We start from the raw sequence: 22,388 nt of genomic DNA, 5'->3' as shown, positions 1-22,388 counted from the left end.
GCCCGCGGGTAGCCTGCCCGGCATGATCGAAAGCGTGAAGGTCGCCGTCGTGGGCGTCGGGAACAACACCTCGGCGCTGGTGCAGGGCATCGACCTGCACCGGCGGACGGGCAGCCTGACCGGCGTCCGCCATCCTGAGGTCGCCGGGCTGGGCGTGGACGCGGTCGAGGTCGTCGCGGCGTTCGCCACCTCGCCGGTCCGGGTGGGCCGGGACCTGCACGATGCGATCTTCCTGCCCCCCAACAACGTCCCCCGCCTGGGCGCGGACCTGGCGCCGTCCGGTGTGCTCGTCCAGCGAGGCCTCGTCGACTCGGCGGAGGTCGAACGGGTGGCCGCCGCGCTGACGGGCGCCGAGGTCCTGCTCTACTCCGCGCCGAGCGGCCGGCCGGACACCGCACGCGCCTACGCCGAGGCGGCACTCCTGGCCGGGGTGGGATTCGTCAACACCACGTCCGACCCGCTCGCCCGGGACCCGGCACTGCTCGGGCGGTTCACCGAGGCCCGCCTACCCCTGATCGGGGACGATCTGGCCAGTCAGTTCGGCACGTCCGTCGTCCACCACGCGCTACTGCGCCTGCTGGCCGAGCGCGGCCTCACCCTGACCAGTTCCTACCAGGTCAACCTCGGTGGCACGGAGGACTTCCGCAACCTGGCGGAGCACCCGGACACGAAACACCGGTCCAAGCTGAACGCGTTGGGCTCCGAGCGGGTGCACCTGGCGCCCCTGGGCTATCTGCCGCACCTCGGGTCGCAGAAGGTCGCGCACGTCAACATCGAGGCGCAGGGCTGGGGCGGGACGGCGGTCAGCCTGGACCTGCGGTTGACGGTGCACGACCCGAGCGGCGCGGCCGGCGTGAACATCGACCTCGTCCGGATGGCCGCAGCCGCCCTGCGCGCGGGCCGAGGTGGGCACCTTCCCGAGGCGGAGTCCCTGCTGAAGTCGCCTCCGGGCACGGCGGTCTGAGCGAGTTCGCGTCCGCTCCGAACGCCTCGGTCAGAGCGTCTCGACGAGCCGGAACCGCTCCAGCACGGCCGGCGTGTCGTCGTCGATCGTGAACGCGGGGTCCCCGAGCCAGCCACGGTAGTCAACGCCGTGCCAGTAGTTCTCGTGGCCGGCACGCCAGTCGGCCACCGACGCGTAGCCCTCGCCCTCGTCGCGGGCGTGGTCGAGATCGACGTCGCCGATCCGGGCGACGCGGACCTCGACCAGCTCGATGACGGCCACCGGCCGGCCGGCGGAGTCGACCACCGCGAAGCGGGCGCCGACCTCCGGCATGGCCTCGCCCTCGATCTCGAGATCCTGGAGCAAGCCGGTGGTGCTGGTCTTCGTCCCGTCGAGCACGGCGGCGACCAGTTGGTCGCGCAGCGGCCCGGGGAAGGCGAACTCGTAGGTCGGCAGCTCGGCGGCGGTCATGGCAGGCAGCGTAGCCGCGGCTCCGGCTGCCGGCGATCGGACTGCCGCGGGAGCTGCCGGTCGAGCCAGTCGAGCAGGACGGCCTCGTACTGCGTGCTGACGCCGGCCAGGTCCTCGCGCTCGTCGAGCGTGGGCGCGTGGTCGCAGCCGGCCAGCCGGGCCACGGTCAGCTCGGCGTCGCGGGCCGCCCGCCGCCACACCGCGAGGCTGTCGTCGATCGGGGTCCACGCGTCGGTCTCGCCGTAGCAGAGCAGCACCGGGCCGGTCAGCCGGGCGAGGATCGGCGCCGGGTCGAAATCCATGTCGGCCCAGGTGCCGGGCGCCTCGGGCAGCACGCGGGGCAGGAACGCCAGCGGGAACCACGGCCGCCGCACCGCGGCGTCCAGCTCCGCCTGCGCCGTCGACCGGGGCACGTCGCCGCGCAGGAACCCCTCGGCGACCTCGCGCAGCCGGGCCAGCTCGGCCAGCTCGGCCGGCCCGTAGCCGTGCCGGCGCAGCTGCTCGGCGGTGCCGTAGCGCATCTGGACCGCCGGGCTCACCCCGCTGGACCCGACCAGGATCAGGAAGTCGACCGGATTCCGGGTCGCGGTGAGCGCCGCCGCCCACGAGCCCTGGCTGAAACCCCACAGCCCGACCGGCGCCGATCCGACGTGCCGGCGCAGCTCGGTGAGCGCGGCGGCCGCGTCGTCGGCCTGGTCGCTCAGCGGCACGTCGTGACCGTCGACGCGAGGGCGGCGGTCGAAGCGCAGCACCGCGACGCCGGCCGGCGGCAGCAGCCGGGCGAGGTGCTCGTAGAGGAAGGAGGACCGCTGGTCGGCGTGCGAGCCGTGCAACACCACCAGACCGCCGCGGGCCGGCCCGGCCGGCAGGTCGAGCGTGGCCGGTAGGCCCGGCGCTCCGATGGTCGCCTCCATGCCGGGCAGTCAACCACGCCCGCGCCGGTCCCGCCGGGTCCGCGCCAGGCCGGGGCGGCGGCCTGCGTACGCTGGCCCGGTACGCCGCCTCGACCGTGGAGAACACGATGCACACCCGCACCGCTCGACCCGCCGACGTGCCCGCCCTGGTCGACCTGATTCAGTCGGCGTACCGGGGGGACCGCGCCCGAGCCGGCTGGACCCACGAGGCGGACCTCCTCGACGGGCAGCGCACCGACCCGGAGATGGTGGCCGCGGCGGTGACCGGCCCGGGTGGCGTGGTGCTGGTGGCGGAGCGCGACGGCGGGCTCATCGCCTGCTGCCAGGTGGAGCGGCGCGACGACCACGCCTACTTCGGCATGTTCGCGGTCGACCCGCGGCACCAGGGCGGCGGGCTGGGCCGCGAGTTGCTGGCCGAGGCCGAGCGGTACGCCCGCGAGAGCTGGCACGCCGGCGAGCTGCGGATGACCGTGATCGTCCAGCGCGACGACCTGATCGCCTGGTACGAGCGGCGCGGCTACGTGCGTACCGGCGAGCTCAGCCCGTTCCCGTACGGCGATGAGCGTTTCGGCGTGCCCCGCCGCCCGGACCTGGCGTTCGAGACGCTGCGGAAGAAGCTGGGCTGACTCAGGCCCGGATGCCTGCGCCGCCGTCCGGCGTCGCGCCGGTCGACTCCGCCGCCTCACCGTCGGGCGCGGTCGGTGGCGTCGTCGGCGGGTCGGGGTCGGTCGTTTCGGTCGGGTCGGCGGTCGGCAGGGGCGGTGTCGGCGACTCCGACGGTTCGGCGGGCTTCGACGGGCTGGTGGACGGCGACGGCGTGGCCGACCGCGACGGGTCGGCGCCGCTCGCCGAGCCGGACGGCCGGGGATCGGCCGTGGGCGGTTCGGAGCGGCCTCCCGGCGCGCCGCCGGCCGGCGGTCCCTCGTCCCGTACCGGCTCGGTGGGCGGGGGTGCCCAGGGTCGGTCCGGGCCGGTCGCGGAGCGAGAGTCGTCGATGGTGACCACCGTGGATCGCCGGCACGGCACGCCGCCGATCGCGAACGAGTCGGCGACGGTCCCGGCGCGATCCGTCCAGGTGCCCCGCAGCGGGAGTCGCGTCGTGCCGGCCGGGTCCACCACCACCGGCAGGCGCACCTGGCGCCCCGACTGCCAGCGGTCGAGCGGCGCGGTGAGCTGCTGACCGGGCGGGAGTCGGAAGGACAACACCGGCCCGGTCGGTCGCGGCCCGGTCACTTCGACGCTGACGTCGGCGCCGAAGGTGCCGTCCGTCGCCCGGTCGGCGGACCAGGCGACGGCGCAACCGAACGGCGCGGCCGACGGTGGCTCCGCCGCGCCCTCGGCGGCGTCGCCGGTCGAGGAGAGCCCGGGCAGTTGGGCGGCGAGCACCGCGCCCGCCAGCACGACCGGCAGGCCGCCCACCAGCAGCGCCCGGCGACGTCGTGAGCGCGCGGACCCGGTGACCGCCGTCGTCGGGAAAGCCGGCGGGCCGGCCACGGCGGGTCGCATCCGCGCCGGTGGGATCGCGACGGTCAGGCCGAGCCGGTGGGCCACCTCTTCGGCCGTCGGCCGGTCCTCGACCTCGGGCGTCAGGCAGGCGCGACGCAACTCGTCGACCGCCTCCGGTACGCCGTCGACCGGGAGCGCGGCCAGGTGGTCCTGGCGCTCGGGCTGGTCGGGGCGCACCGGCGGGTGTCCGGTCAGGCACTCGGTGAGCAGCAGGCCGAGGGCGTAGACGTCGCTGGCCGGCACCGCGACCTCGCCGAGCAGTTGCTCCGGCGCCATGTAGCGGGGTGTCCCACGGATCTCGCCCCGGCCGTTGACGGTGTCGGCGCCGACCGCGAGCGCGATACCGAGGTCCACCAGCTTCGGCCCCGAGGGCGGGAGTAGCACGTTGCCCGGCTTGAGGTCGCGGTGCACCAGCCCGGCGGCGTGCACGGCGGCGACCCCGGCCGCGACCTCCGCGCAGATCCGGACCGCCTGAGACCAGTCCAGCGCACCGTCGCGGCGCAGCGCGTCGGCGAGCGTCTCGCCCTCGACGTACTCCAGCACCAGGAACGGCAGCCGGCGCAGCCCGGCGACTCGGGCCTCGCCGTAGTCGTAGACCATGGCCACGTTCGAATGGTTCAGCCGGGCGGCCGCCCGTGCCTCTTCCCGCACCGCGGCCCGCCACCAGCGGTCGTCGGCGGCGTCGGAGTCGAGCAGCTTCACCGCGACGGTCCGGCCGAGCAGTTCGTCGACGGCACGCCAGACGGTCGCCGTTCCGCCCCGACCGATCTGATCGACCAGCCGGTAACGCCCCGCCAGAACCCGCACGCTCACCCCCCCGGGCGGTCTCGTGGCCGCGTCGGTCCCTGCCCCCGGGACCACCGCGGCGACCGGCCCGGGATGCGGGCAGTGCTACCCCGCACACGGTAGCCGGAAACGGAGGTGCGCCGCATCCCCCCGGTGGGTCGGTCAGCCCGGGGGATGCGGGCGCGCGACCAGCGTGACCAGCTTCTTCGGCGCGAGCACGCAGTAGCTCTCGGTGAGCAGCTCGGCGACCTCGGCCCAGTCGGTGTCGTCGTCGAGCGCCATGCCGACCACGTCGGGGCCCCAGTCCGGCTTGAAGAACGGCGGGCCGGCGGCGACCAGCCCGGCGATCTCGTCGCCGGGGGAGCGGAACGTCAGCACGCAGATCGGCTCGTCGGTCCCCGCGGCGCGCGCGTACGCCGCCTGGTGGTCGGGGTCGACGGTGCACACGTGGGCGAACGTGCGTTTGCGGATCCGCCAGCGGGTGCCCACCCAGGCCGGCTCCTCGTAGGTCTCGGGCAGGCCGAGGCAGACCGGCCGCAGCCGGTCGAGGTAGGCGGGTGGGACGTCTCCGGGCCCGGTCATGCGCGCAGGTTAACGGCCCCCACCGACAACCTTCGACGGCCGGCGCGGCGGCCTTGCCGCCACCGGCGCGGCCGCCGATTGTCGTACCCGGGGAGTACGACAGCGATGAGTTTCGGCGTGGCGCACGGTCGGACCTGGTGAACGGTCGAACGGAGGACGAGACGTGACATCAACACGAGTACTTGTCGGCACGCGCAAGGGCGCGTTCATCCTGACGTCGGACGGCCGGCGCGCCGACTGGACGGTCGACGGGCCGCACTTCGGTGGCTGGGAGGTCTACCACCTGACCGGCTCCCCGGTCGATCCGGACCGGCTCTACGCGTCGCAGTCCGGTGGCTGGTTCGGGCAGCTCATCCAGCGCTCGGACGACGGCGGCAAGAACTGGACGACGGTGGGCAACGACTTCGCCTACACCGGTGAGGTCGGCGACCACCTCTGGTACGACGGCACGCCCCGGCCGTGGGAGTTCAAGCGGATCTGGCACCTCGAGCCGTCCCGGCACGACGTGGACACGGTCTACGCCGGCGGGGAGGACGCCGCCCTCTACCTCTCCACCGACGGCGGCCAGAAGTGGTCCGAGCTGACCGCGTTGCGCCAGCACCCGACCGGCCCGAGCTGGCAGCCCGGCGCCGGCGGGATGTGCCTGCACACGATCATCCTGGACCCGGCGGACCGCGACCGGATCTACGTGGCGATCTCGGCGGCGGGAGCGTTCCGCAGTGACGACGGCGGCGCGAGCTGGCTGCCGATCAACAAGGGGCTGCGCTCGGGCGAGATCCCCGACCAGGATTCCGAGGTCGGGCACTGCGTGCACCGCCTCGCCCAGCACCCGTCCCGGCCGGACACGTTGTTCATGCAGAAGCACTGGGACGTGATGCGCACCGACGACGCCGGCGCGAACTGGCGCGAGGTCAGCGGCAACCTCCCGACCGACTTCGGCTTCCCGATCGCGGTGCACGCGCACGAGCCGGAGACGATCTACGTGGTGCCGATCACCAGCGACTCGCTGCACTACCCGCCGGACGGCAAGCTGCGCGTCTACCGCAGCCGCACCGGCGGCGAGCACTGGGAGCCGCTGACCAACGGGCTGCCGCAGGAGCACTGCTACGTCAACGTGCTGCGCGACGCGATGGCCGTCGACACGCACGAGGAGTGCGGGGTCTACTTCGGCACCACCGGCGGGCAGGTCTACCACTCGGCGGACGGCGGCGACAACTGGGCGCCGATCGTGCGCGACCTGCCGGCGGTGCTGTCGGTCGAGGTCCAGGTGCTGCCGTGATCCGGGTCGTGCTGCCGGCGCACCTGAAGAACCTGGCGCACGTCAGCGGCGAGGTCCGCGTCGAGGTCGCCGGGCCGCCCACCCAGCGTGAGGTGCTCGACGCGCTGGAGACCGCGTACCCGATGCTGCTGGGCACGATCCGCGACCGGCACAGCGGCGAGCGCCGCGCGTTCGTCCGCTTCTACGCCTGTGAGCTGGACCTGTCCAACGAGTCGCCGGATTCGCCGCTGCCCGAGGAGGTGGTCGCCGGCAAGGAGCCGTTCATCGTGCTCGGCGCGATGGCCGGCGGCTGACCGCCGGGGGAACCGGGGCGGCGGCGGCCACGTCTGACGGTTCATGACTGGTGGCAGATCCCGGACCGTCGGATGGGCGACGGTCGCCGTGTTGACCCTGGCCGGCTGCACCGCGCACGCACCCGCCGCGCCGCCGCCCCACGATCGGGGGATGCCGGCCGGCGGCCTGCGGCTGGTCGCGTTCGACTCCTGCGACGAGGCGCTGCGGCAGCTCAGGTCCGCCGCGAAGGCGGCAGTGGGTCCGTGGGGCCTCGGCGCCGACGCCGGGATCCTGCCGTATGCGGCGGCCGAGCGGGCCGGCGCGGTCGGTGGGGCGGTGAAGGACGCGGCGGGCGCGCCGTCGGCGGGCTTCTCCGGCACCACCGTGCACGAGGCCGGGGTGGACGAGCCGGATCTGGTGAAGACCGACGGCCGGCGGATCGTCACGGTCTCCCGCGGCACGCTGTCCGTGGTGGACCCGGCGAGCCGCCGGCTGACCGGCCGGCTGGTGCTCGACCCGCGGTCCGAGCAGCAGCGGTACGCCGGCGGCGAGGCCAACCTGCTGCTGCACGGCGACCGGGCGCTGGTGTTGCTGCCCGACCGGTGGGTCACCGCGCCGGTCGCGGCGAGGCGCCGGCCGGCGCCGGGCGCCGCCCAGGCCCGGCTGGTGCTGGTCGACCTCGCTGGCGCGCCGAGGATCGTCGGCGACTACCAGGTCGACGGGCACCTCGTCGACGCCCGGCAGGTCGGCGCGACCACCCGGGTGGTGGTCCGCTCCACGCCGCGGATGGCGTTCCCGCAACCGGCGAAGGGCACGGAGGCGCAGCGGATCGCCGCCAACCGGGCGGTGATCGACAAGGTGACGCTCGACGACTGGCTGCCCCGCTACCAGGTCCGCGAGGGCGGTCGCACCTCCTCCGGGCGGGTCGGTTGCGACCGGCTCAGCCGGCCGGCCGGGTTCTCCGGCGCGTCGCTGGTCACCGTGCTCAGCTTCGACCTCGGCGCGGCCGCTCTCGGCACGGGTGACCCGGTGACCGTGGCGGCCGACGGGGACACCGTCTACAGCAGCGGCCCGCGGCTCTACCTCACCAACGACAACCGCTGGCGGCTTCCGCTCCGGCCGGCGACCCGGGCGGACGACTCCACCGAGATCTACCAGTTCGACGTCGGCTCAGGCACGCCGCGCTACGTCGCCGCCGGCACCGTGCCGGGCCGGCTGATCAACCAGTACGCGCTGTCGGAGTGGGACGGTCACCTGCGGGTGGCCACCACCACGGGCGGCGACCGGTGGGGTGGCGGCGACGACTCCGTCTCGGGCGTGCACGTGCTGCGGGCCGACGGCGCGCGGCTCACCGAGGTCGGCAAGGTCACCGGTCTGGGCAAGGGGGAGCGGATCTACGCGGTGCGGTTCCTCGGCCCCACCGGCTATGTGGTGACGTTCCGGCAGACCGACCCGCTCTACACGGTGGACCTGCGTGATCCGGTCGCGCCGCGGCTGACCGGTGAGTTGAAGGTCAACGGCTACTCGTCGTACCTGCATCCGGCCGGCGACGGCCGCCTGCTCGGGGTCGGGCAGGAGGCGACCGACCGGGGGCGGATCCAGGGCCTGCAGGTGTCGTTGTTCGACGTCGCCGACCCGGCCCGACCGACCCGGGTCGCCCAGCACCACGTGGCGCAGGGCTGGTCCGACGCGGAGTTCGACCCGCACGCGTTCCTCTGGTGGGCGCCGGAGCGCCTGGTGGTGCTCCCGGTGATGCGGCCCGGCGTGACCACCGACCGGGCCGGCGGCGAGGGCGCCCGGGGCGCGCCGGGCGCCGAGGTGCTGGCGTTGCGCGTCGGCGCCGACGGGTTCACCGCGGTCGGCACGATCGCGCATCCGCCGTCCCTGGCCGACGGCGCGCAGTGGAGCATGCGGATCCGCCGCTCGCTGGTGGTCGACGGCGTGCTCTGGACCGTCTCCGACGCCGGCCTGAAGGCGACCGGACTGACGGGCCTGACCACACTGGCCTGGGTGCCCATGACCTGACCCGCCCGGTCCCCGACCCGACGGGCCGGCTCTGGTCGCCGGCTCGGCGATGTGGCGGCATCCCGGCGGGGTGGACCCGGCGACCTCCCCGAGCTGGTGTCGATCACGCCGGGGCCGGGGCCGGGCCGGTGGAGTCGCGGACGATCAGCGTGTGGCCGGTGGAGCGTCGGCGCGGTCGGGTGGCGCGGGGCTTCAACGCGAGTTGCAGCGCCATCCGGCCCATCTCGGTCATCGGCAGGCGCACGGTGGTGAGGCTCGGTGCCAGGTCGGCGGCGACCGACACGTCGTCGAAGCCGACCACGGAGATCCGGTCCGGCACCGGGATGCGCCGGGACCGCAGCACGGAGAGCACCCCGATCGCCATCGCGTCGTTGAGCGCGACGATCGCGGTGCTGTCCGGGTACGCGCCGAGGATCCGCTCGGCCGCCACCCGGCCGCCGTCGCGGGTGAAGTCGGAGTGCACCACCGACAGCGCGTCGGGGGAGTGCCCGGCGGCGGCCAGCGCGGCGGCCACGCCGGCGAGCCGGTCGGCCACCGTGGTCAGGCCGGGCGTGCCGGCCGCCACCGCGATCCGCCGGTGCCCGAGGCTGAGCAGGTGCGCGCCGAGGGCGCGGCCGCCGGCCTCGTTGTCCGGCACCACGGCGTCCACGCCGAGCGCGTGCCGCCCGACCACGGCCACCCGGCCGCCGCCGCGCTGGAACCCGGCCAGCTCGTCGCGGGCCTGCGCCTCGACCGCCGGGTCGTCGTAGCCGGAGCCGGCGATCAGGATGATGCCGACCCGCTGGGCGATGAGGTGCCGCAACTGGCGCAGCTCGTTCTCCGGGTCGCGGCCGGAGTGCGCGATCTGGACGAGCAGGCCCTGCGCGGCGGCGATCTCGATGACGCCGCTGGCGATCTCGGAGAAGTAGGGGTCGTCGATCTGGTGCACGATCAGCCCGACCGTGGAGGTGGCGCCGCCGGCCAGCGTCCGGGCGTAGGGGTTGGCGACGTAGCCCAGCTCCCGGGAGACCTCCCGGACGTGCCGGGCCAGTTCCTCGCTGACGCCGTCGCGGCCGGCCAGCGCGCGGGAGGCGGTGGCGAGGGAGACGCCGGCTCGCGCGGCGACGTCGGCGAGGCGCAGCCGTGGACCGGGTCGGGGCATCGACGAACTCCTGCTGAGGGCATTGATCCGCGCCGCGCTCTTGCCTGGGCGTGGGGACAAGCATAGGGTACGAAAGCGCTTACGTAAGCGCTTTCGCATCCCGGTGATCCACCTTCGACACCACCTCACACCGACGAAGGGAGCACCACCACCGTGAGAAGACCTCGACGCCTCGCCGCCGCGGCCACCGTCGCGCTCGCGACGGCCCTGGTCGCCGCCGCCGGCCCGGCCAACGCCGACCGGCCCGCCTCGGGCGACGTCCACCCCACCCTCCGACCGCACCTGGTCGCCTACTACGACTTCGACCACCCGGTGCCGGGCGACCCGGCGCTGGAGCGCGACCAGGGTCGCTCCGGCACCGAGATCGAGCTGGTCAACGGCGGCGCGGCCATGCGGGTGCCGGACCGCGCGTACCCGGGCAGCGGCCGGGCGCTGCAGACCCGGCAGGTCGCGCCGGACACCGCCGGCAACGACGACTGGAAGGCCGGCACCTGGTCCGCCAGCGGCGTGCGCACGCTGCGCCCGTTCGCCGCCACCGGCGGCACCACCGTGATGGGCTGGTTCAAGCGCGAGATGGACGGCCCGGCGCTCAACTCCACCACCGCCGACCCGACGGACCGCTACAACGCCATCGGCCTGGCCGGCGTGCTCACCGGCGACTCCGACGGGCACGGCGTCCGGGCGCTGCTCGAACTCATCGACGTCAACGGCGAGCTGCGCCTGGTGGCGCTCGGCCGGCGGGTCGACGGCGGTGCCTCGCAGACGTTCGCCGCCCGCGCGGACTGGCGCACGCTGCTGCCCAAGGGGGAGTGGGTGCACCTGGCCGCCACGTACGACTTCACCCGCGGCACCATGGCCCTCTACCGCGACGGCCGTCCGGTCGACGGCTTCTACACCACCGCCGGCGACCCCTGGCAGCTGAGCGGGCCCGGCCCGCACCTCACCAGCGCCACCGACCCGCGCGGCATCAAGATCGGCGGGAGCTTCCCGCAGGACACCCTGGAACGCAATCCGTGCGACTGCCGGATGGACGGCCTGATGTTCCTCGACACCGTGGTGCCGGCCCGCGACATCGCCGCGCAGTACCGCCGCATGGCCCGATGACCCGTCCACCCGAGAAGGAGAACCGCGTGTCACACCACCGTGGCAGCGCCGGCCGGCTCCGCAGAGCCGTGTTCACCGCCGGCGTCACCGCCGCCACCCTCGTCCTGTCCACAATGGTTGGCGCGCCCGCGCGGGCCGCCGGTGCGGTCTACGACCCGATCCCGCAGACGCCCACCCAGTCCCGCCTCGGCCTGGTGCTCGAGGAGTACGCCAGCTTCCCGCAGTCCACCCCGAACCCGGTCCCGGTCGACAACCGTCTGGTCCGCAAGGCGCGGATCAACACCATCAGCGAGCTTCCGGACCGCTCCGGCCGCCGCGCGGTGCCCGACCTCAACGGCAACCTCTACCTGGTACGGAACGGGGTGCCGCACGTCTACCTGGACGTGGCCGCCACCTTCGCGCCGCAGTTCTTCTCCGGCCGCGGCCTCGGCCAGGGCTTCGGATACGTCGCGTTCCACCCCGAGTTCGGCCGCAACGGTCGCTTCTACACCATCCACACCGAGCAGGCGTCGCTCGCCACCCGGACGCCGGACTACGCCCAGCCGAAGACGATCTACCAGGCCGTCATCACCGAGTGGACGGCCACCGATCCGGCCGCCGACACGTTCGCCGGCACCCACCGGGAGATGCTGCGCATCGGCTTCGCCGGCCAGATCCACGGCGTCCAGGAGATCAACTTCAATTCGACCGCGAAGCCGCGCGACCGCGACTACGGGATGCTGTACCTCGCCGTCGGCGACGGCGGTCAGGGCGCCGGCAACGGCGACCCGCAGAACATGGGTCTGCCGCACGGCAAGCTGCTGCGCATCGACCCGCGCGGCACCAACGCCCCCAACGGGCGGTACGGCATCCCCGCCGACAACCCGTTCGTCAAGCGGGCCGGGGCGCTCGGCGAGATCTACGCGGTGGGCTTCCGCGACCCGCACCGGTTCTCCTGGGACAAGGCCACCGGAAAGATGTACCTGGGCCACATCGGCGAGCACGCCGTCGAGTCGATCTACGAGGTGCGCGCCGGCGACAACTTCGGCTGGAGCGAGCGGGAGGGCAACTGGGTCTTCGACAAGACCGCCACGAACCCGTGCGACAAGCTCTACCCGCTGCCCGCCGACGACGCGAAGTACGGCTACACCTACCCGGTCGCCGCGTACGACCATGACCCGCCCGCGGACTGGAACTGCACCTCGGACGTCGGGGTCGCGGTGGCCGGCGGGTTCGTCTATCGTGGCCGCACCCTGCCGGCGCTGACCGGCAAGTACGTCTTCGGTGACCTGGTCGACGGTCGCGTCCTCTACACCGAGGCCAAGGAGATGCGGCGCGGCCGAGGGCTCGCCGAGATCCACCAGCTCGCGCTCTACACCCCGGCCGGTGACCTGGTCCGCATGCGGGACCTCTCCGCGCCCGGCGCGCCCGGCGACCCGAACCGCGTCGACCTGCGTTTCGGCACCGACGCGGCCGGGGAGATCTACCTGGTGGCCAAGGCCAACGGCACGATCTGGAAGGTGGTCCGCACGAAGAAGGTGGCCGACGGCGACGTGGGCCGCACCCGGGTGAACAATACCGCGGGCGAGCGCAACTGGGCGCCGCGGACGCCGTCGAAGTGGCGGTTCGAGGGCAACCAGGTGATCCTCGCCGAGGCCGGTGACGCGCCCGTGGGCCCGCGGCGTCCCTTCGAGTACGCGGTGCTGACCAAGGGCCCGGCCTGGACGTCGGTCCGGATCGACGCGAAGGTACGCCTGGACACGCCGGTCGAGGTGACCAACCGCGACGTGATCGTGGTGTTCGGCTGGCAGTCGGACACGCAGTACTACTACGCGCACCTCTCCACCGACAACACGATCTATCCGCACAACGGCATCTTCAAGGTGGACAACGCCGACCGCGAGCGCATCGACCACCAGTGGAACGGCCGCTCCCGGGGCGCCGACCCGGCGGTCACGGACGCGAAGTGGCACGACGTGCGGGTGGTGCACCTGCCCGCCACCGGCGAGATCGCCGTCTACGTCGACGGTCACGCCGATCCGTTGATGACCGCGAAGGACACCACGTTCACCTCGGGTCGGGTGGGCTTCGGCTCGTTCGACAACGTCGGTCGTACCCGGAACTTCACGGTGACCGGCAGGCCGGCCTGACGGACGTCGACGGTGGGGGCGGTGGCCGGACGGTCACCGCCCCCACCGGTCAGGACAACCAGGCGTAGCGGCGTTCCGGCCGGCCGGCGGCGCCGTAGCGCAGCGTCACCTCGGCGCGGCCGCTGCCGGAGAAGTGCTCCAGGTAGCGGCGGGCGCTGACCCGGGAGATGCCGACCCGGTCGGCGCACTCGCTCGCCGACAACGTCCCGTCGTGCCCGCGCAGCGCGCGTTCCACCAGGTCGGCGGTCTCCGCGCTCAGGCCGCGCGGAAGCGTCGGGACGGCGGCGACCGCTCCGCCTCGTGACAACACCCGGTCGACGTCGGCCTGGTCGGCGACGACCGCCGCGCGCAGCGCGCTCCGGCGCGCGGCGTACTGCTCCAGGCGGACCCGCAGCTCGTCGAAGCCGAACGGTTTGAGCAGGTAGTTGACCGCGCCGTAGCGGACCGCGCGGCGCACCGCCTCGGCCTCCCGGGCGGCGCTGATCACCAGCACGTCGCAGTCGTGCCGGGCGGCCCGGATCCGGGTGACCACGTCCAGGCCGAACATGTCGGGCAGGTAGAGGTCGAGCAGGATCAGGCCCGGGCGCAGCCGGTCGATCTCGGAGACCGCCTCCTCGCCGGTGCTGGCGGTGCCGACCACCCGGAAGCCGGGGATCCGCTCGACGAAGCCGCGGTGGATCCGGGCCACCATGAAGTCGTCGTCGACCACGAGTACGTCGATCATCGGGCCCCCTGCGGCGCGGTCGGAAACGTCGACATCCGGGCGGTGAACATGGCGCCCTCGTCGGTGTTGGTCACCGCCACCTCCCCGGCGCGGCGGTGGCACACCAGCCGGGTGAGCGCCAGGCCGATGCCGCGTTCCCCGCCCTCGGCGGCCTTGGTGGTGAAGCCGTGGGTGAAGACCTCGGTGGCGAGTTCGGGTGCGACGCCGGGGCCGCTGTCGCGGACCACGATCTCCACCGAGGCGGTGTCCTGGCGCAACTCGACCTCGACCCAGGCCGGGCCGGTGGCGGCGTCACCGGCCACCGCCTCGACCGCGTTGTCCAGCAGGTTGCCCAGCACGGTGGCCACGTCGGCGGCCACCTCGGGCGGCAGCCGGTCCAGCCCGGTGCGTTCGGAGACGCGCAGCTCGACCCGGCGCTCGGCGGCCGCCGCCGACTTGGCCATCAGCAACGCCGCCACCGCCGTGTCGTGGATGCGGCTGGTGATGGTCAGGTCGAGTGAGGCGCGGTGCCGGCTGAGCGTGTCGACGTAGCGGACCACCTCGTCGTGCTCGCCGATCTGGATCAGCCCGGAGATGGTGTGCAGCTGGTTGGCGAACTCGTGGGTCTGCGCGCGCAGCAGCTCGGTGGTGCTGCGGAACGAGCCCAACTCCTGCTCCAGGCGGGCCAGCTCGGTGCGGTCGCGCAGGGTGGTGACGGAACCGAGCCGGCGACCGTCCTTGGTGACCGTCGTCCGGTTCATCACCAGCACCCGGCCACCCCGGACCACCACCTGATCCGGCGTCGCGCCGCCGCCGGCCCCGGCCAGCACGTCCCGGAGCCGGCCGTTGATCCGCAGCTCGGCGAGGCTGCGGCCGAGGCAGTGCTCGGGCAGGTCGAGCAGGCGGCGGCCGACCGCGTTGACCAGGGTGACCCGGTGCTGCGGGTCCAGCGCGATCACCCCCTCGGCGATGCCGTGCAGCAGCGCCTCCCGGTGCTCGGCCAGGCCGGCGATCTCCCGCGGCTCCAACCCGAGGGTCTGCCGTTTGATCCGGCGGGCCAGCAGCCAGGACCCGGCCACACCGAGCGCGCTGGCGATACCCAGGTAGGTGAAGAGGTACGACGAGGCTCCGACCAGCCGCTGCCACCAGCTCGGCGACGCCTCGCCGATGACCACGACGCCGAGGTGCCGGCCCAGGTTCTCCTCCCGGGCGCCGAGCACCGGCACCTGGGCGACCAGTTCCCGTGACCGGCCCAACTCCAGCTCGCCGAACCAGCTCCGGCCCCGGGTCACCCCCGGGTCGCCGAGCACCAGTTGACCGCCCACCAGCGTCGGGTCGGTCGAGCTGACCACCCGGCCCCGGGCGTCGGCCACCGTCACCGAGGTGACGCCGGACTGGGTGAGCGTGTGCTGCACCAGCGGGGCGATCGCCTCGCCCGGTGCGGGCCGGTTGAGCCGGTCGCGCAGCAGCGCGTTGCCGGCGAGCTGTTCGCCGAGGGCGGCCACCCGGCGGCCCTCGACCCGGTTGAACGTCGCCGCCGACTGGGCCAGGGACACGGCGGCGACCGCCACCAGCACCACCAGGATGATGGCGAGCTGGAGGATCAGGAGCTGCCCGGCGAGCGTACGACGCCGGGACGTGACCGCGACCACAAAGACCTCAACTTCCGCTGGTGACACAACGCAGACGGGCGACCCGACCGGGAGCCATCATCTTGCCGCCGGACTCATTCGAAACGGAAGAGAAACATGATGGCAACCAGGAACAGTGTGCTGGTCATGGGCGTCGCGATGGCGACGGCTCTCGCGCTGGGCGGGTGCGGTGCCACCGCCGGGCAGGACGAGCCCGGCGAGGACGGCAAGCCGGTCGCCGGCTTGCGAATCATGGTGCCGAACAGCCCCGGCGGCGGTTACGACACCACGGCCCGGACCGCGGCCAAGGTGATGGAGGACGCCAAGATCGCCACCGGCGTGCAGGTGTTCAACCTGCCCGGCGCGGGCGGCACGGTGGGCCTCCAGCGGACCGTGAACGAGAAGGGCAACGGCAAGCTCGCCATGCAGATGGGGCTGGGCGTGGTCGGCGCCTCGTACACCTCGAAGTCGGCGGCGACGCTCACCCAGACCACCCCGCTGGCCAAGATGATCGAGGAGGCCGGTGCCGTGGTGGTGCCGAAGGACTCCCCGTACCGGACGATCAACGACCTGGTGGCGGCGTGGAAGGCCGACCCGAAGAAGGTCGCGGTCGGCGGCGGCTCCTCGCCCGGCGGCCCGGACCACCTGCTGCCGATGCAACTCGCCAAGACCGTCGGGATCGACCCGCGCCAGGTGAACTACGTGTCCTACGACGGCGGCGGCGAACTGCTGCCGGCGGTGCTCGGCGGCAAGGTCGCCTTCGGCGCGAGCGGCTTCGGTGAGTTCCTCGACCAGGTGGAGGCCGGTCAACTCCGCGTCCTCGCGGTCACCAGCGAGGCGCCGATCGACGCGCTGAAGGACGTCCCCACGCTCAAGTCCGCCGGGATCGACCTGGTGTTCACCAACTGGCGCGGGATCGTCGCCCCGCCCGGGATCAGCGACGCCGACAAGAAGGTCTGGATCGACGCGCTGACGAAGATGCACGAGTCCGCGGAGTGGAAGGCCGAGCTGGCCAAGCGCGGCTGGACCGACGCGTTCGTCACCGGCGACGAGTTCGGCGCGTTCCTCACCGCCCAGGACACCTCGGTGGCCGACCTGCTCAAGCAGCTCGGACTGGCATGACCGGCGCGTCGACCCGACCGGACCGGGACGGCGACCCGCCGTCCCGGCCTCCGGGCGTACCCGAGATCCCGGCACAACCCGGTCCGACGCCCGCCGGTGAACCGCTCGACGCCGTACCCCCGGGCGCCGGGCCGTCCGCCGGCGAAGCGCGGCCGGACCGCGCGCAGTACGCGGTGTGCGTTTTCCTCGCCGTGCTCGGCGCGCTCGTGCTGGTGGACGCCGGCCGGATCGGCCAGGCCCTCAACGCCGCCGACCCGATCGGACCGAAACCGGTGCCGATGCTGCTCGGCGCGCTGCTGCTGGTGGTCGCGGCGGTCTACGCGGTGGACGTGTACCGCGGCGGCGCCGGCGAGCCGGAGGGCGGCGAGGACGTCGACCTGAGCAGCCCGATCGACTGGCGCACGGTGCTGCTGCTGATCGCGGCGTTCGTGGTGAACGCGGTGCTGATCGAGCCGCTGGGCTGGGTGATCAGCGGCGCGCTGCTGTTCTGGGGCTCCGCGTTCGCGCTCGGCAACCGGCACCACGTGCGCAACCTGGTGATCGCGGTCGCGCTGTCGCTGATCACCTTCTACGCCTTCGCCATCGGGCTCGGCGTCAACCTGCCCGCCGGTGTGCTGCAAGGGATCCTCTAGATGGACAGCCTCTCCGCCCTGCTCGACGGGTTCGGCCACGTGCTGACCCCGATGAACCTGCTGATCGCGTTGCTCGGCGTCACGATCGGCACCGCCGTCGGCGTGCTGCCCGGCATCGGCCCGGCGATGACCGTGGCGCTGCTGCTGCCGGTCACCCACGGCATGGAACCGGCCCAGGCGTTGATCCTGTTCGCCGGCATCTTCTACGGCGGCATGTACGGCGGCTCGACCACCTCGATCCTGCTGAACACTCCCGGCGAGTCGTCGTCGGTGGTCACCGCGATCGAGGGCAACAAGATGGCCAAGGCGGGCCGGGCCGCGCAGGCGCTGGCCACCGCCGCGATCGGTTCGTTCGTCGCCGGCACCATCGCGACGCTGCTGTTGGTGCTGGTCGCGCCGCCGGTGGTGTCGTTCGCGGTCAGCCTGGGCGCGCCCGACTACTTCGCGGTGATGCTGCTGGCGTTCGTGGCGGTCACCGCGGTGCTCGGCGCCTCCCGGATCCGCGGCTTCGCCTCGCTGCTGCTCGGCCTGGTGATCGGTGTGATCGGCATCGACCAGACCGGTCAGCAGCGGCTCACCCTCGGCCTGCCGCAACTCGCCGACGGCATCGACGTGGTCGTGGTGGCGGTCGGCATCTTCGCCGTCGGTGAGGCGCTCTGGATCGCCGCGCGCCTGCGGCGACGCGCCGGCGAGGTGATCCCCGTGGGCCAGCCGTGGATGGGCCGGCAGGACTGGCGGCGGTCCTGGAAACCGTGGCTGCGCGGCACCGCGCTCGGCTTCCCGTTCGGCGCGGTGCCGGCCGGCGGCGCCGAGATCCCCACCTTCCTGTCGTACGTGACGGAGAAGAAGCTCAGCCGGCATCCGGAGGAGTTCGGGCGGGGCGCGATCGAGGGCGTGGCCGGACCGGAGGCGGCCAACAACGCCTCCGCCGCCGGCACGCTGGTGCCGATGCTCGCGCTGGGACTGCCCACCAACGCCACCGCCGCGGTGATGCTGGCCGGCTTCCAGCAGTACGGCATCCAGCCCGGCCCACTGCTGTTCACGCGCGAGTCCGCGCTGGTCTGGACGCTGATCGCCAGCCTCTTCGTGGGCAACCTGATGCTGCTCGTGCTCAACCTGCCGCTCGCGCCGGCCTGGGCGCGGCTGCTGCGGATTCCCCGCCCCTACCTGTACGCCGGCATCGTCTTCTTCGCCTCGATGGGCGCGTACGCGGTCAACGCCCAGCCGTTCGACCTGTTCCTGCTGCTCACCCTCGGCCTGCTCGGGTTCGGCATGCGGCGCTTCGGGCTGCCGATCCTGCCGCTGGTGGTCGGCGTGATCCTCGGCCCGCGCGCCGAGTTGCAGGGCCGGCGGGCGTTGCAGCTCTCCGGCGGCGAACTGCACGGCCTCGTCGGCGGCTGGGTGTCCTGGCTGGTGTACGCGGTCATCGTGGTGGTGCTCGCCTGGCCGCTGCTGGCGCGTTTCGTGGTGCGACCGCTTCGGGAAAGGTCGGTGACGGCATGACGATCCTGGTGGGCTACGTCCCCTCGCCGCTGGGGGAGGCGGCGCTGCGGGCCGCGATCGAACAGGCCCGCCTCCGCGGCGAGGAGGTGCTGGTGCTGAACACGTCCCGCGGCGATGCCTACGTCGACCCGAGGCTGGCCGGCGAGCCGGACCTGGACCGGGTGGTCCGGGAGCTGGTCGCGGCCGGGGTGCCGCACGAGATCCGGCAGTTGGTCCGCGGCCGGGACGCGGCCGAGGAGATCGTCGAGCTCGCCACCACCACGGACGTGTCGTTGGTGGTGATCGGCGTGCGGCACCGCACCCCGGTCGGCAAGCTGATCATGGGGTCGACCGCGCAGGAGATCCTGCTCCGGGCGCCCTGCCCGGTCCTCGCGGTGAAAGCCGACTGAGTGGCGGACCCGGCCGCGTCTGCCGCCACCCGGCGGCACCGCTCGCGCGGGTGGACGGCCGTGCGCCACGACGGTGGCGACCGGCCGTCCATCCGTACGGCGGGCCGCGGTGCTCAGGCGGTCGAGCAGACGGCACCGTTCAGGCTGAACGACGCCGGTTTGCCGGTGTTGCCGGTGTGGGTGGCCTGGAAGCCGATGTCGATCGAGCCGTTCGGGGCGATGGCGCCGTTGTAGGAGACGTTGCGCGCGGTGACCGCGCCGCTCGTCGGCGCGTAGGTGGCGTTCCAGCCGCTGGTGATCGTCTGTCCGCCCGGCAGGGTGAACGCCAGCGCCCAGCCGTTGACGGTCGAGCCGCCGGTGTTGGTGATCGTCACGGCGGTGGTGAGGCCGTTGTTCCAGGCGTTGACCGTGTAGGCGACCCGGCATCCGCCGGCCGGCGGCGGGGTGGTGGGCGGGGGAGTCGTGGGCGGGGGAGTCGTCGGCGGGGTGGTGGTGGGCGGCGCGCTGGTGGGCGGGGTGCCGTCGCTGATGCTGCCGGGCACCGACCGCAGCGCGGTGTACCAGGCCGCGGCCATCTTGTTGTAGCCGCCGGCGTTGGGGTGCACCCCGTCGGCCAGGTCGCTGAGGGTGAGGGCCGCGTACATGTCCACCAGGTGCACCCGCCGCCCGGCGTCGGCGCGGCTCTTCACGATGCCGGGGATCGCCGCGTTGTAGGCGCGGACCTGACTGTCCGCGCCGGACTTGGGGACGATCGTCGCGACGAAGACCTCGGTGGTGGGCGCCGTCGTGGTGATGCGGTCGATCAGGGTGGCCAGCCGGGACGGCGCGCCGCTGGTGTCGCCGTACATGTCGTTGGTGCCGATGTGCAGCAGCACGGTGCGGGGGTTCGTCGCCCGCAGCCAGTTCACCACGTTGGCGTCGACCTGGGCGATGGTCCACCCGGAGTGGCCTTCGTGGTCGTGATCGCCGAGGCTGCTCGGGCCGTTGAACTGTGAGCCGACGAAGTCGATCCGGTAGTTGTCCGCCGCCAACCTGCGCCACAGTTCGATCCGGTAGCCGCCGGGGACGTTGAAACCGTCCGTGATGGAGTCGCCGAGCGGCATCACCCGTACGCCGCCGTTGGATTCGGCGCTCGCCGGGCCGGTGGTCATGGTCGCCGCGGCGACCAGGACGGCGACGGCGGCGGCTGCCGCGCTGAACAGTCGAAGTCTTCGGGTCATCGGGTCCTCCGGATGGGGGTCGGTGGGTGGCGTGCTGCGCGCGGCGCGACGGCGTGGACCGGCCGGCGGCGAGGTCGTGCGGAAAGGGGTGGGCGCGATGTGGAACAGCCCGCCGGGGACCCGGACACCGACGGACGGCTCGTGCTGTGTTGCGGCGCGGGACGGCACCCGGCTTCCGGCGGGGCACCTGCCCTCCGCTCCCGCCGACCTCACGCTACTGCGCCTTCGAAAACGATGTCAATAAACGATCTTCGATTGACGCCTCGCCCGGCGGGCGGCGCGCCGGGGGAGCGCGTGGTACGCAGGGCGGTGACCGCACACGCGAGGAGAGGACCGAACCATGCCGACGTTCATCACCATCGGGTACGGCGACCAGGCGGGCTACGACCGCACCGATCCGGCCGTACGCGACGCCGCCCACGCACACGACGAACGGCTGCGGGCGGCCGGGGTGCGGATGGGTGTGGCCGGCCCGCCGGCGCAGGTGCGCAACCACGACGGCGCGGGCACCGAGGTGCGCGACGGCGCGTTCCTCACCTCGGCGCTCCCGATCGGCGGCTTCGCCGTCATCGAGGCGGCGTCGATGGAGGAGGCGATCGAGATGGTGTCCGGCACGCCGTGCGCGGTGGCCCACGGCGTGGTCGAGGTGTGGCCGCTGGGGGACACGCCCTAGCCGAGCCGGCGCAGCGCCGCGTCCACGGTGTCCTCCGGCGTGCTGTTGAAGGCGATCGCCGCGCCGGGAGCGTGCCGGTGCACCAGGTTGACCACCTGTTCGAAGAACTCCAGCAACGGTTCGTGCTTGCGGATGCCGCCGCCGACGACCACGCAGGCGTACTCCCGGCGGGTCAGCGCCGCCGTGATCTGCTCCTCGGCGGCCGTGTCGGCCGCCGTGAGGCACAGGTCGGCCTCGATCCCGTACTCGGCGAACCGGGCGTGTCCGCGCGCGATCGCGGACACGACCGGATCCGGGTCCCAGCCCGGGATCCGGGCCGGGTCGAGTCCGATGACCAGCACGGGGCCATGTGCCATGTGTCCTCCTCGGGGTGCCTGAGCCATCACACGCCAGTCGGTTTCGTTTTTCGTTGCCTTGGGCAATCAGGTCGGCGACGACAACCACCCCGTGGAAGGGCGACCATCATGCACGTCGGCGGCATCATCTCCGGCATCATCATCGGTCTGATCATCGGCGCCCTGGGTCGCCTGGTCGTGCCGGGCAAGCAGAACATCCCGATCTGGCTCACCCTGGTCATCGGCGTGGTGGCGGCCCTCCTGGGCACGGCCGTCGCCGGCGCGCTGAACGTGGCCGACACCAACGGCATCGACTGGATCGAGCTGCTGATCCAGGTCGTCTTCGCGGCCATCGGCGTGGCCATCGTCGCCGGCACGTACGGCCGCCGACGGATCTGACGCTGGGGGAGCCGCCAGCCGGGCGTGACGACCCGTCACAGCGGTGACGGGTCGTCACGCAGCCGGCTGTAGAGCCACCCGTCGCGCCAGGCGCCGGCCCGGAACTCGCAGGCCCGCACGACCCCCTCCAGATGGAACCCGGCCTTCTCCAGTGAGCGCTGCTCCGCGGTGTTCTCGGCATGCGTGCCGGCCTGGATGCGCTGCGCCGGGGTGTGGCTGAACAGGTAGTCGCAGAGCAGCGCCTGGGCCCGCCAGCCGATGCCCCGGCCGCGCCACTCGGGCAGCAGCACGATCCCGATCTCCCAGTAGGGCGCCCGGCCGCCGTACTGCCCCTGCAGATAGCTGAGGTAGCCGGCCGGGCCGTCCTCCGCCGGGTCGACCTGCACGACCAGGCCGCCGGTGCGCTCGCCGAGATAACCGTCCTCGGCGAACCGGCGGGCCGGTGCGGCGGCGTCCCGGAAGCCGGCCCAGTCGAGCCCGATCAACCCCGGTTCGACAGCGAACCGGCGCAACATCGCCAGATCGCCCTCGGCCACCGGACGCAGTCGGACGGTCGAGCCGGGCGCGTGGTGCACGATGCCCGCCACCGGCGGGTGGGACCTGTCCACTCTCCGCACCGTACTGGCGG

23 protein-coding genes are annotated in these 22,388 nt (G+C 73.4%); 13 read left to right on the top strand and 10 right to left on the bottom strand.

Annotated features, from left to right (window positions below; genetic code table 11):
- The first annotated feature begins 22 nt into the window (after window positions 1–22).
- Complete coding sequence (locus tag GA0070213_RS04705) at window positions 23–964, top strand: inositol-3-phosphate synthase (RefSeq protein WP_091057790.1); 942 nt, start codon at window positions 23–25, stop codon at window positions 962–964.
- 30 nt (window positions 965–994) lie between these two features.
- Here the strand turns inward: GA0070213_RS04705 and GA0070213_RS04700 are convergent, their stop codons facing one another.
- Together GA0070213_RS04700 and GA0070213_RS04695 are read right to left on the bottom strand one after the other, a co-directional pair.
- A complete protein-coding gene (locus GA0070213_RS04700) occupies window positions 995–1,414 on the bottom strand; it encodes an ASCH domain-containing protein (RefSeq protein ID WP_091057786.1) in 420 nt (139 codons plus the stop codon).
- On the bottom strand, window positions 1,411–2,328 hold the full coding sequence (locus GA0070213_RS04695) for an alpha/beta hydrolase family protein (RefSeq protein WP_091057782.1): 918 nt from the start codon (window positions 2,326–2,328) through the stop codon (window positions 1,411–1,413). The genes GA0070213_RS04700 and GA0070213_RS04695 overlap by 4 nt, the downstream gene beginning before the upstream one ends.
- A 107-nt stretch (window positions 2,329–2,435) precedes the next feature.
- Here GA0070213_RS04695 and GA0070213_RS04690 point away from each other — a divergent pair, with 107 nt between their 5' ends.
- Complete coding sequence (locus GA0070213_RS04690; protein ID WP_091058567.1) at window positions 2,436–2,954, top strand: GNAT family N-acetyltransferase; 519 nt, start codon at window positions 2,436–2,438, stop codon at window positions 2,952–2,954.
- A 1-nt stretch (window position 2,955) separates the two neighbouring features.
- Here the strand turns inward: GA0070213_RS04690 and GA0070213_RS04685 are convergent, their stop codons facing one another.
- Together GA0070213_RS04685 and GA0070213_RS04680 are read right to left on the bottom strand one after the other, a co-directional pair.
- Window positions 2,956–4,641 carry a serine/threonine-protein kinase gene (locus GA0070213_RS04685; RefSeq protein WP_175441201.1) on the bottom strand — a complete coding sequence of 562 codons (1,686 nt, stop codon included), beginning with the start codon at window positions 4,639–4,641 and terminating at the stop codon, window positions 2,956–2,958.
- 141 nt (window positions 4,642–4,782) lie between these two features.
- The gene (locus GA0070213_RS04680; protein ID WP_091057775.1) at window positions 4,783–5,202 is read right to left on the bottom strand and encodes an MmcQ/YjbR family DNA-binding protein; all 420 of its coding nucleotides are present in this window, start codon (window positions 5,200–5,202) and stop codon (window positions 4,783–4,785) included.
- A 163-nt stretch (window positions 5,203–5,365) separates the two neighbouring features.
- Between GA0070213_RS04680 and GA0070213_RS04675 the strand changes: the two genes are divergently transcribed.
- From GA0070213_RS04675 to GA0070213_RS04665, 3 genes are read left to right on the top strand one after another with little or no spacing between them, the layout of a single operon-like run.
- Window positions 5,366–6,481 (top strand): WD40/YVTN/BNR-like repeat-containing protein, encoded by a 1,116-nt coding sequence (locus GA0070213_RS04675; RefSeq protein ID WP_091057771.1) that lies wholly within the window; start codon window positions 5,366–5,368, stop codon window positions 6,479–6,481.
- Window positions 6,478–6,774 carry a MoaD/ThiS family protein gene (locus GA0070213_RS04670; protein WP_091057768.1) on the top strand — a complete coding sequence of 99 codons (297 nt, stop codon included), beginning with the start codon at window positions 6,478–6,480 and terminating at the stop codon, window positions 6,772–6,774. The genes GA0070213_RS04675 and GA0070213_RS04670 overlap by 4 nt, the downstream gene beginning before the upstream one ends.
- A 43-nt stretch (window positions 6,775–6,817) precedes the next feature.
- Complete coding sequence (locus GA0070213_RS04665; RefSeq protein ID WP_091057765.1) at window positions 6,818–8,779, top strand: beta-propeller domain-containing protein; 1,962 nt, start codon at window positions 6,818–6,820, stop codon at window positions 8,777–8,779.
- 103 nt (window positions 8,780–8,882) lie between these two features.
- On the opposite strand, the gene GA0070213_RS04660 is transcribed toward GA0070213_RS04665, so the two are convergent.
- Window positions 8,883–9,920, bottom strand: a complete 1,038-nt coding sequence (locus tag GA0070213_RS04660; RefSeq protein WP_091057761.1) for a LacI family DNA-binding transcriptional regulator — start codon at window positions 9,918–9,920, stop codon at window positions 8,883–8,885.
- A 153-nt stretch (window positions 9,921–10,073) separates the two neighbouring features.
- Between GA0070213_RS04660 and GA0070213_RS04655 the strand changes: the two genes are divergently transcribed.
- On the top strand, window positions 10,074–11,024 hold the full coding sequence (locus GA0070213_RS04655; protein WP_091057758.1) for a LamG-like jellyroll fold domain-containing protein: 951 nt from the start codon (window positions 10,074–10,076) through the stop codon (window positions 11,022–11,024).
- A gap of 26 nt (window positions 11,025–11,050) precedes the next feature.
- Window positions 11,051–13,153 carry a PQQ-dependent sugar dehydrogenase gene (locus tag GA0070213_RS04650; RefSeq protein ID WP_245716261.1) on the top strand — a complete coding sequence of 701 codons (2,103 nt, stop codon included), beginning with the start codon at window positions 11,051–11,053 and terminating at the stop codon, window positions 13,151–13,153.
- 49 nt (window positions 13,154–13,202) lie between these two features.
- Here GA0070213_RS04650 and GA0070213_RS04645 read toward each other — a convergent pair whose 3' ends face one another.
- Entirely contained in the window at window positions 13,203–13,877 is a 675-nt protein-coding gene (locus tag GA0070213_RS04645) for a response regulator (protein ID WP_091057754.1), read from the bottom strand.
- Window positions 13,874–15,508, bottom strand: coding sequence for a sensor histidine kinase (locus tag GA0070213_RS04640; protein WP_091057750.1), 1,635 nt, complete (start codon window positions 15,506–15,508; stop codon window positions 13,874–13,876). The genes GA0070213_RS04645 and GA0070213_RS04640 overlap by 4 nt, the downstream gene beginning before the upstream one ends.
- A gap of 99 nt (window positions 15,509–15,607) precedes the next feature.
- Between GA0070213_RS04640 and GA0070213_RS04635 the strand changes: the two genes are divergently transcribed.
- Genes GA0070213_RS04635 through GA0070213_RS04620 form a run of 4 tightly spaced genes read left to right on the top strand, consistent with a single transcriptional unit; the run spans window position 15,608 to window position 19,133 of the window.
- Window positions 15,608–16,609, top strand: coding sequence for a Bug family tripartite tricarboxylate transporter substrate binding protein (locus tag GA0070213_RS04635; RefSeq protein WP_245716260.1), 1,002 nt, complete (start codon window positions 15,608–15,610; stop codon window positions 16,607–16,609).
- A complete protein-coding gene (locus GA0070213_RS04630) occupies window positions 16,606–17,241 on the top strand; it encodes a tripartite tricarboxylate transporter TctB family protein (protein WP_091057745.1) in 636 nt (211 codons plus the stop codon). Before GA0070213_RS04635 ends, GA0070213_RS04630 begins: the two co-directional genes overlap by 4 nt.
- The gene (locus GA0070213_RS04625; protein WP_091057742.1) at window positions 17,242–18,744 is read left to right on the top strand and encodes a tripartite tricarboxylate transporter permease; all 1,503 of its coding nucleotides are present in this window, start codon (window positions 17,242–17,244) and stop codon (window positions 18,742–18,744) included.
- On the top strand, window positions 18,741–19,133 hold the full coding sequence (locus GA0070213_RS04620) for a universal stress protein (protein ID WP_091057736.1): 393 nt from the start codon (window positions 18,741–18,743) through the stop codon (window positions 19,131–19,133). Before GA0070213_RS04625 ends, GA0070213_RS04620 begins: the two co-directional genes overlap by 4 nt.
- Before the next feature lie 113 nt (window positions 19,134–19,246).
- On the opposite strand, the gene GA0070213_RS04615 is transcribed toward GA0070213_RS04620, so the two are convergent.
- Entirely contained in the window at window positions 19,247–20,353 is a 1,107-nt protein-coding gene (locus GA0070213_RS04615) for a cellulose binding domain-containing protein (RefSeq protein ID WP_091057733.1), read from the bottom strand.
- Between the two features lie 340 nt (window positions 20,354–20,693).
- On the opposite strand from GA0070213_RS04615, the gene GA0070213_RS04610 reads away from it, so the two are divergent.
- Window positions 20,694–21,026, top strand: coding sequence for a YciI family protein (locus tag GA0070213_RS04610; RefSeq protein WP_091057731.1), 333 nt, complete (start codon window positions 20,694–20,696; stop codon window positions 21,024–21,026).
- On the opposite strand, the gene GA0070213_RS04605 is transcribed toward GA0070213_RS04610, so the two are convergent.
- A complete protein-coding gene (locus tag GA0070213_RS04605; RefSeq protein WP_091057727.1) occupies window positions 21,023–21,382 on the bottom strand; it encodes a hypothetical protein in 360 nt (119 codons plus the stop codon). The two genes, GA0070213_RS04610 and GA0070213_RS04605, sit on opposite strands and share 4 nt — an antisense overlap.
- 108 nt (window positions 21,383–21,490) lie before the next feature.
- Between GA0070213_RS04605 and GA0070213_RS04600 the strand changes: the two genes are divergently transcribed.
- A complete protein-coding gene (locus GA0070213_RS04600; RefSeq protein WP_091057723.1) occupies window positions 21,491–21,760 on the top strand; it encodes a GlsB/YeaQ/YmgE family stress response membrane protein in 270 nt (89 codons plus the stop codon).
- A gap of 35 nt (window positions 21,761–21,795) precedes the next feature.
- Here the strand turns inward: GA0070213_RS04600 and GA0070213_RS04595 are convergent, their stop codons facing one another.
- Complete coding sequence (locus tag GA0070213_RS04595) at window positions 21,796–22,368, bottom strand: GNAT family N-acetyltransferase (protein WP_175441200.1); 573 nt, start codon at window positions 22,366–22,368, stop codon at window positions 21,796–21,798.
- Between the last annotated feature and the right edge of the window lie 20 nt (window positions 22,369–22,388).

Source organism: Micromonospora humi (assembly GCF_900090105.1).
GTDB classification, from domain to species: Bacteria; Actinomycetota; Actinomycetes; order Mycobacteriales; family Micromonosporaceae; genus Micromonospora; species Micromonospora humi.
The sequence above is the reverse complement of the archived record's forward strand: the minus strand, read 5'-3'. Positions and strand labels throughout refer to the sequence as shown.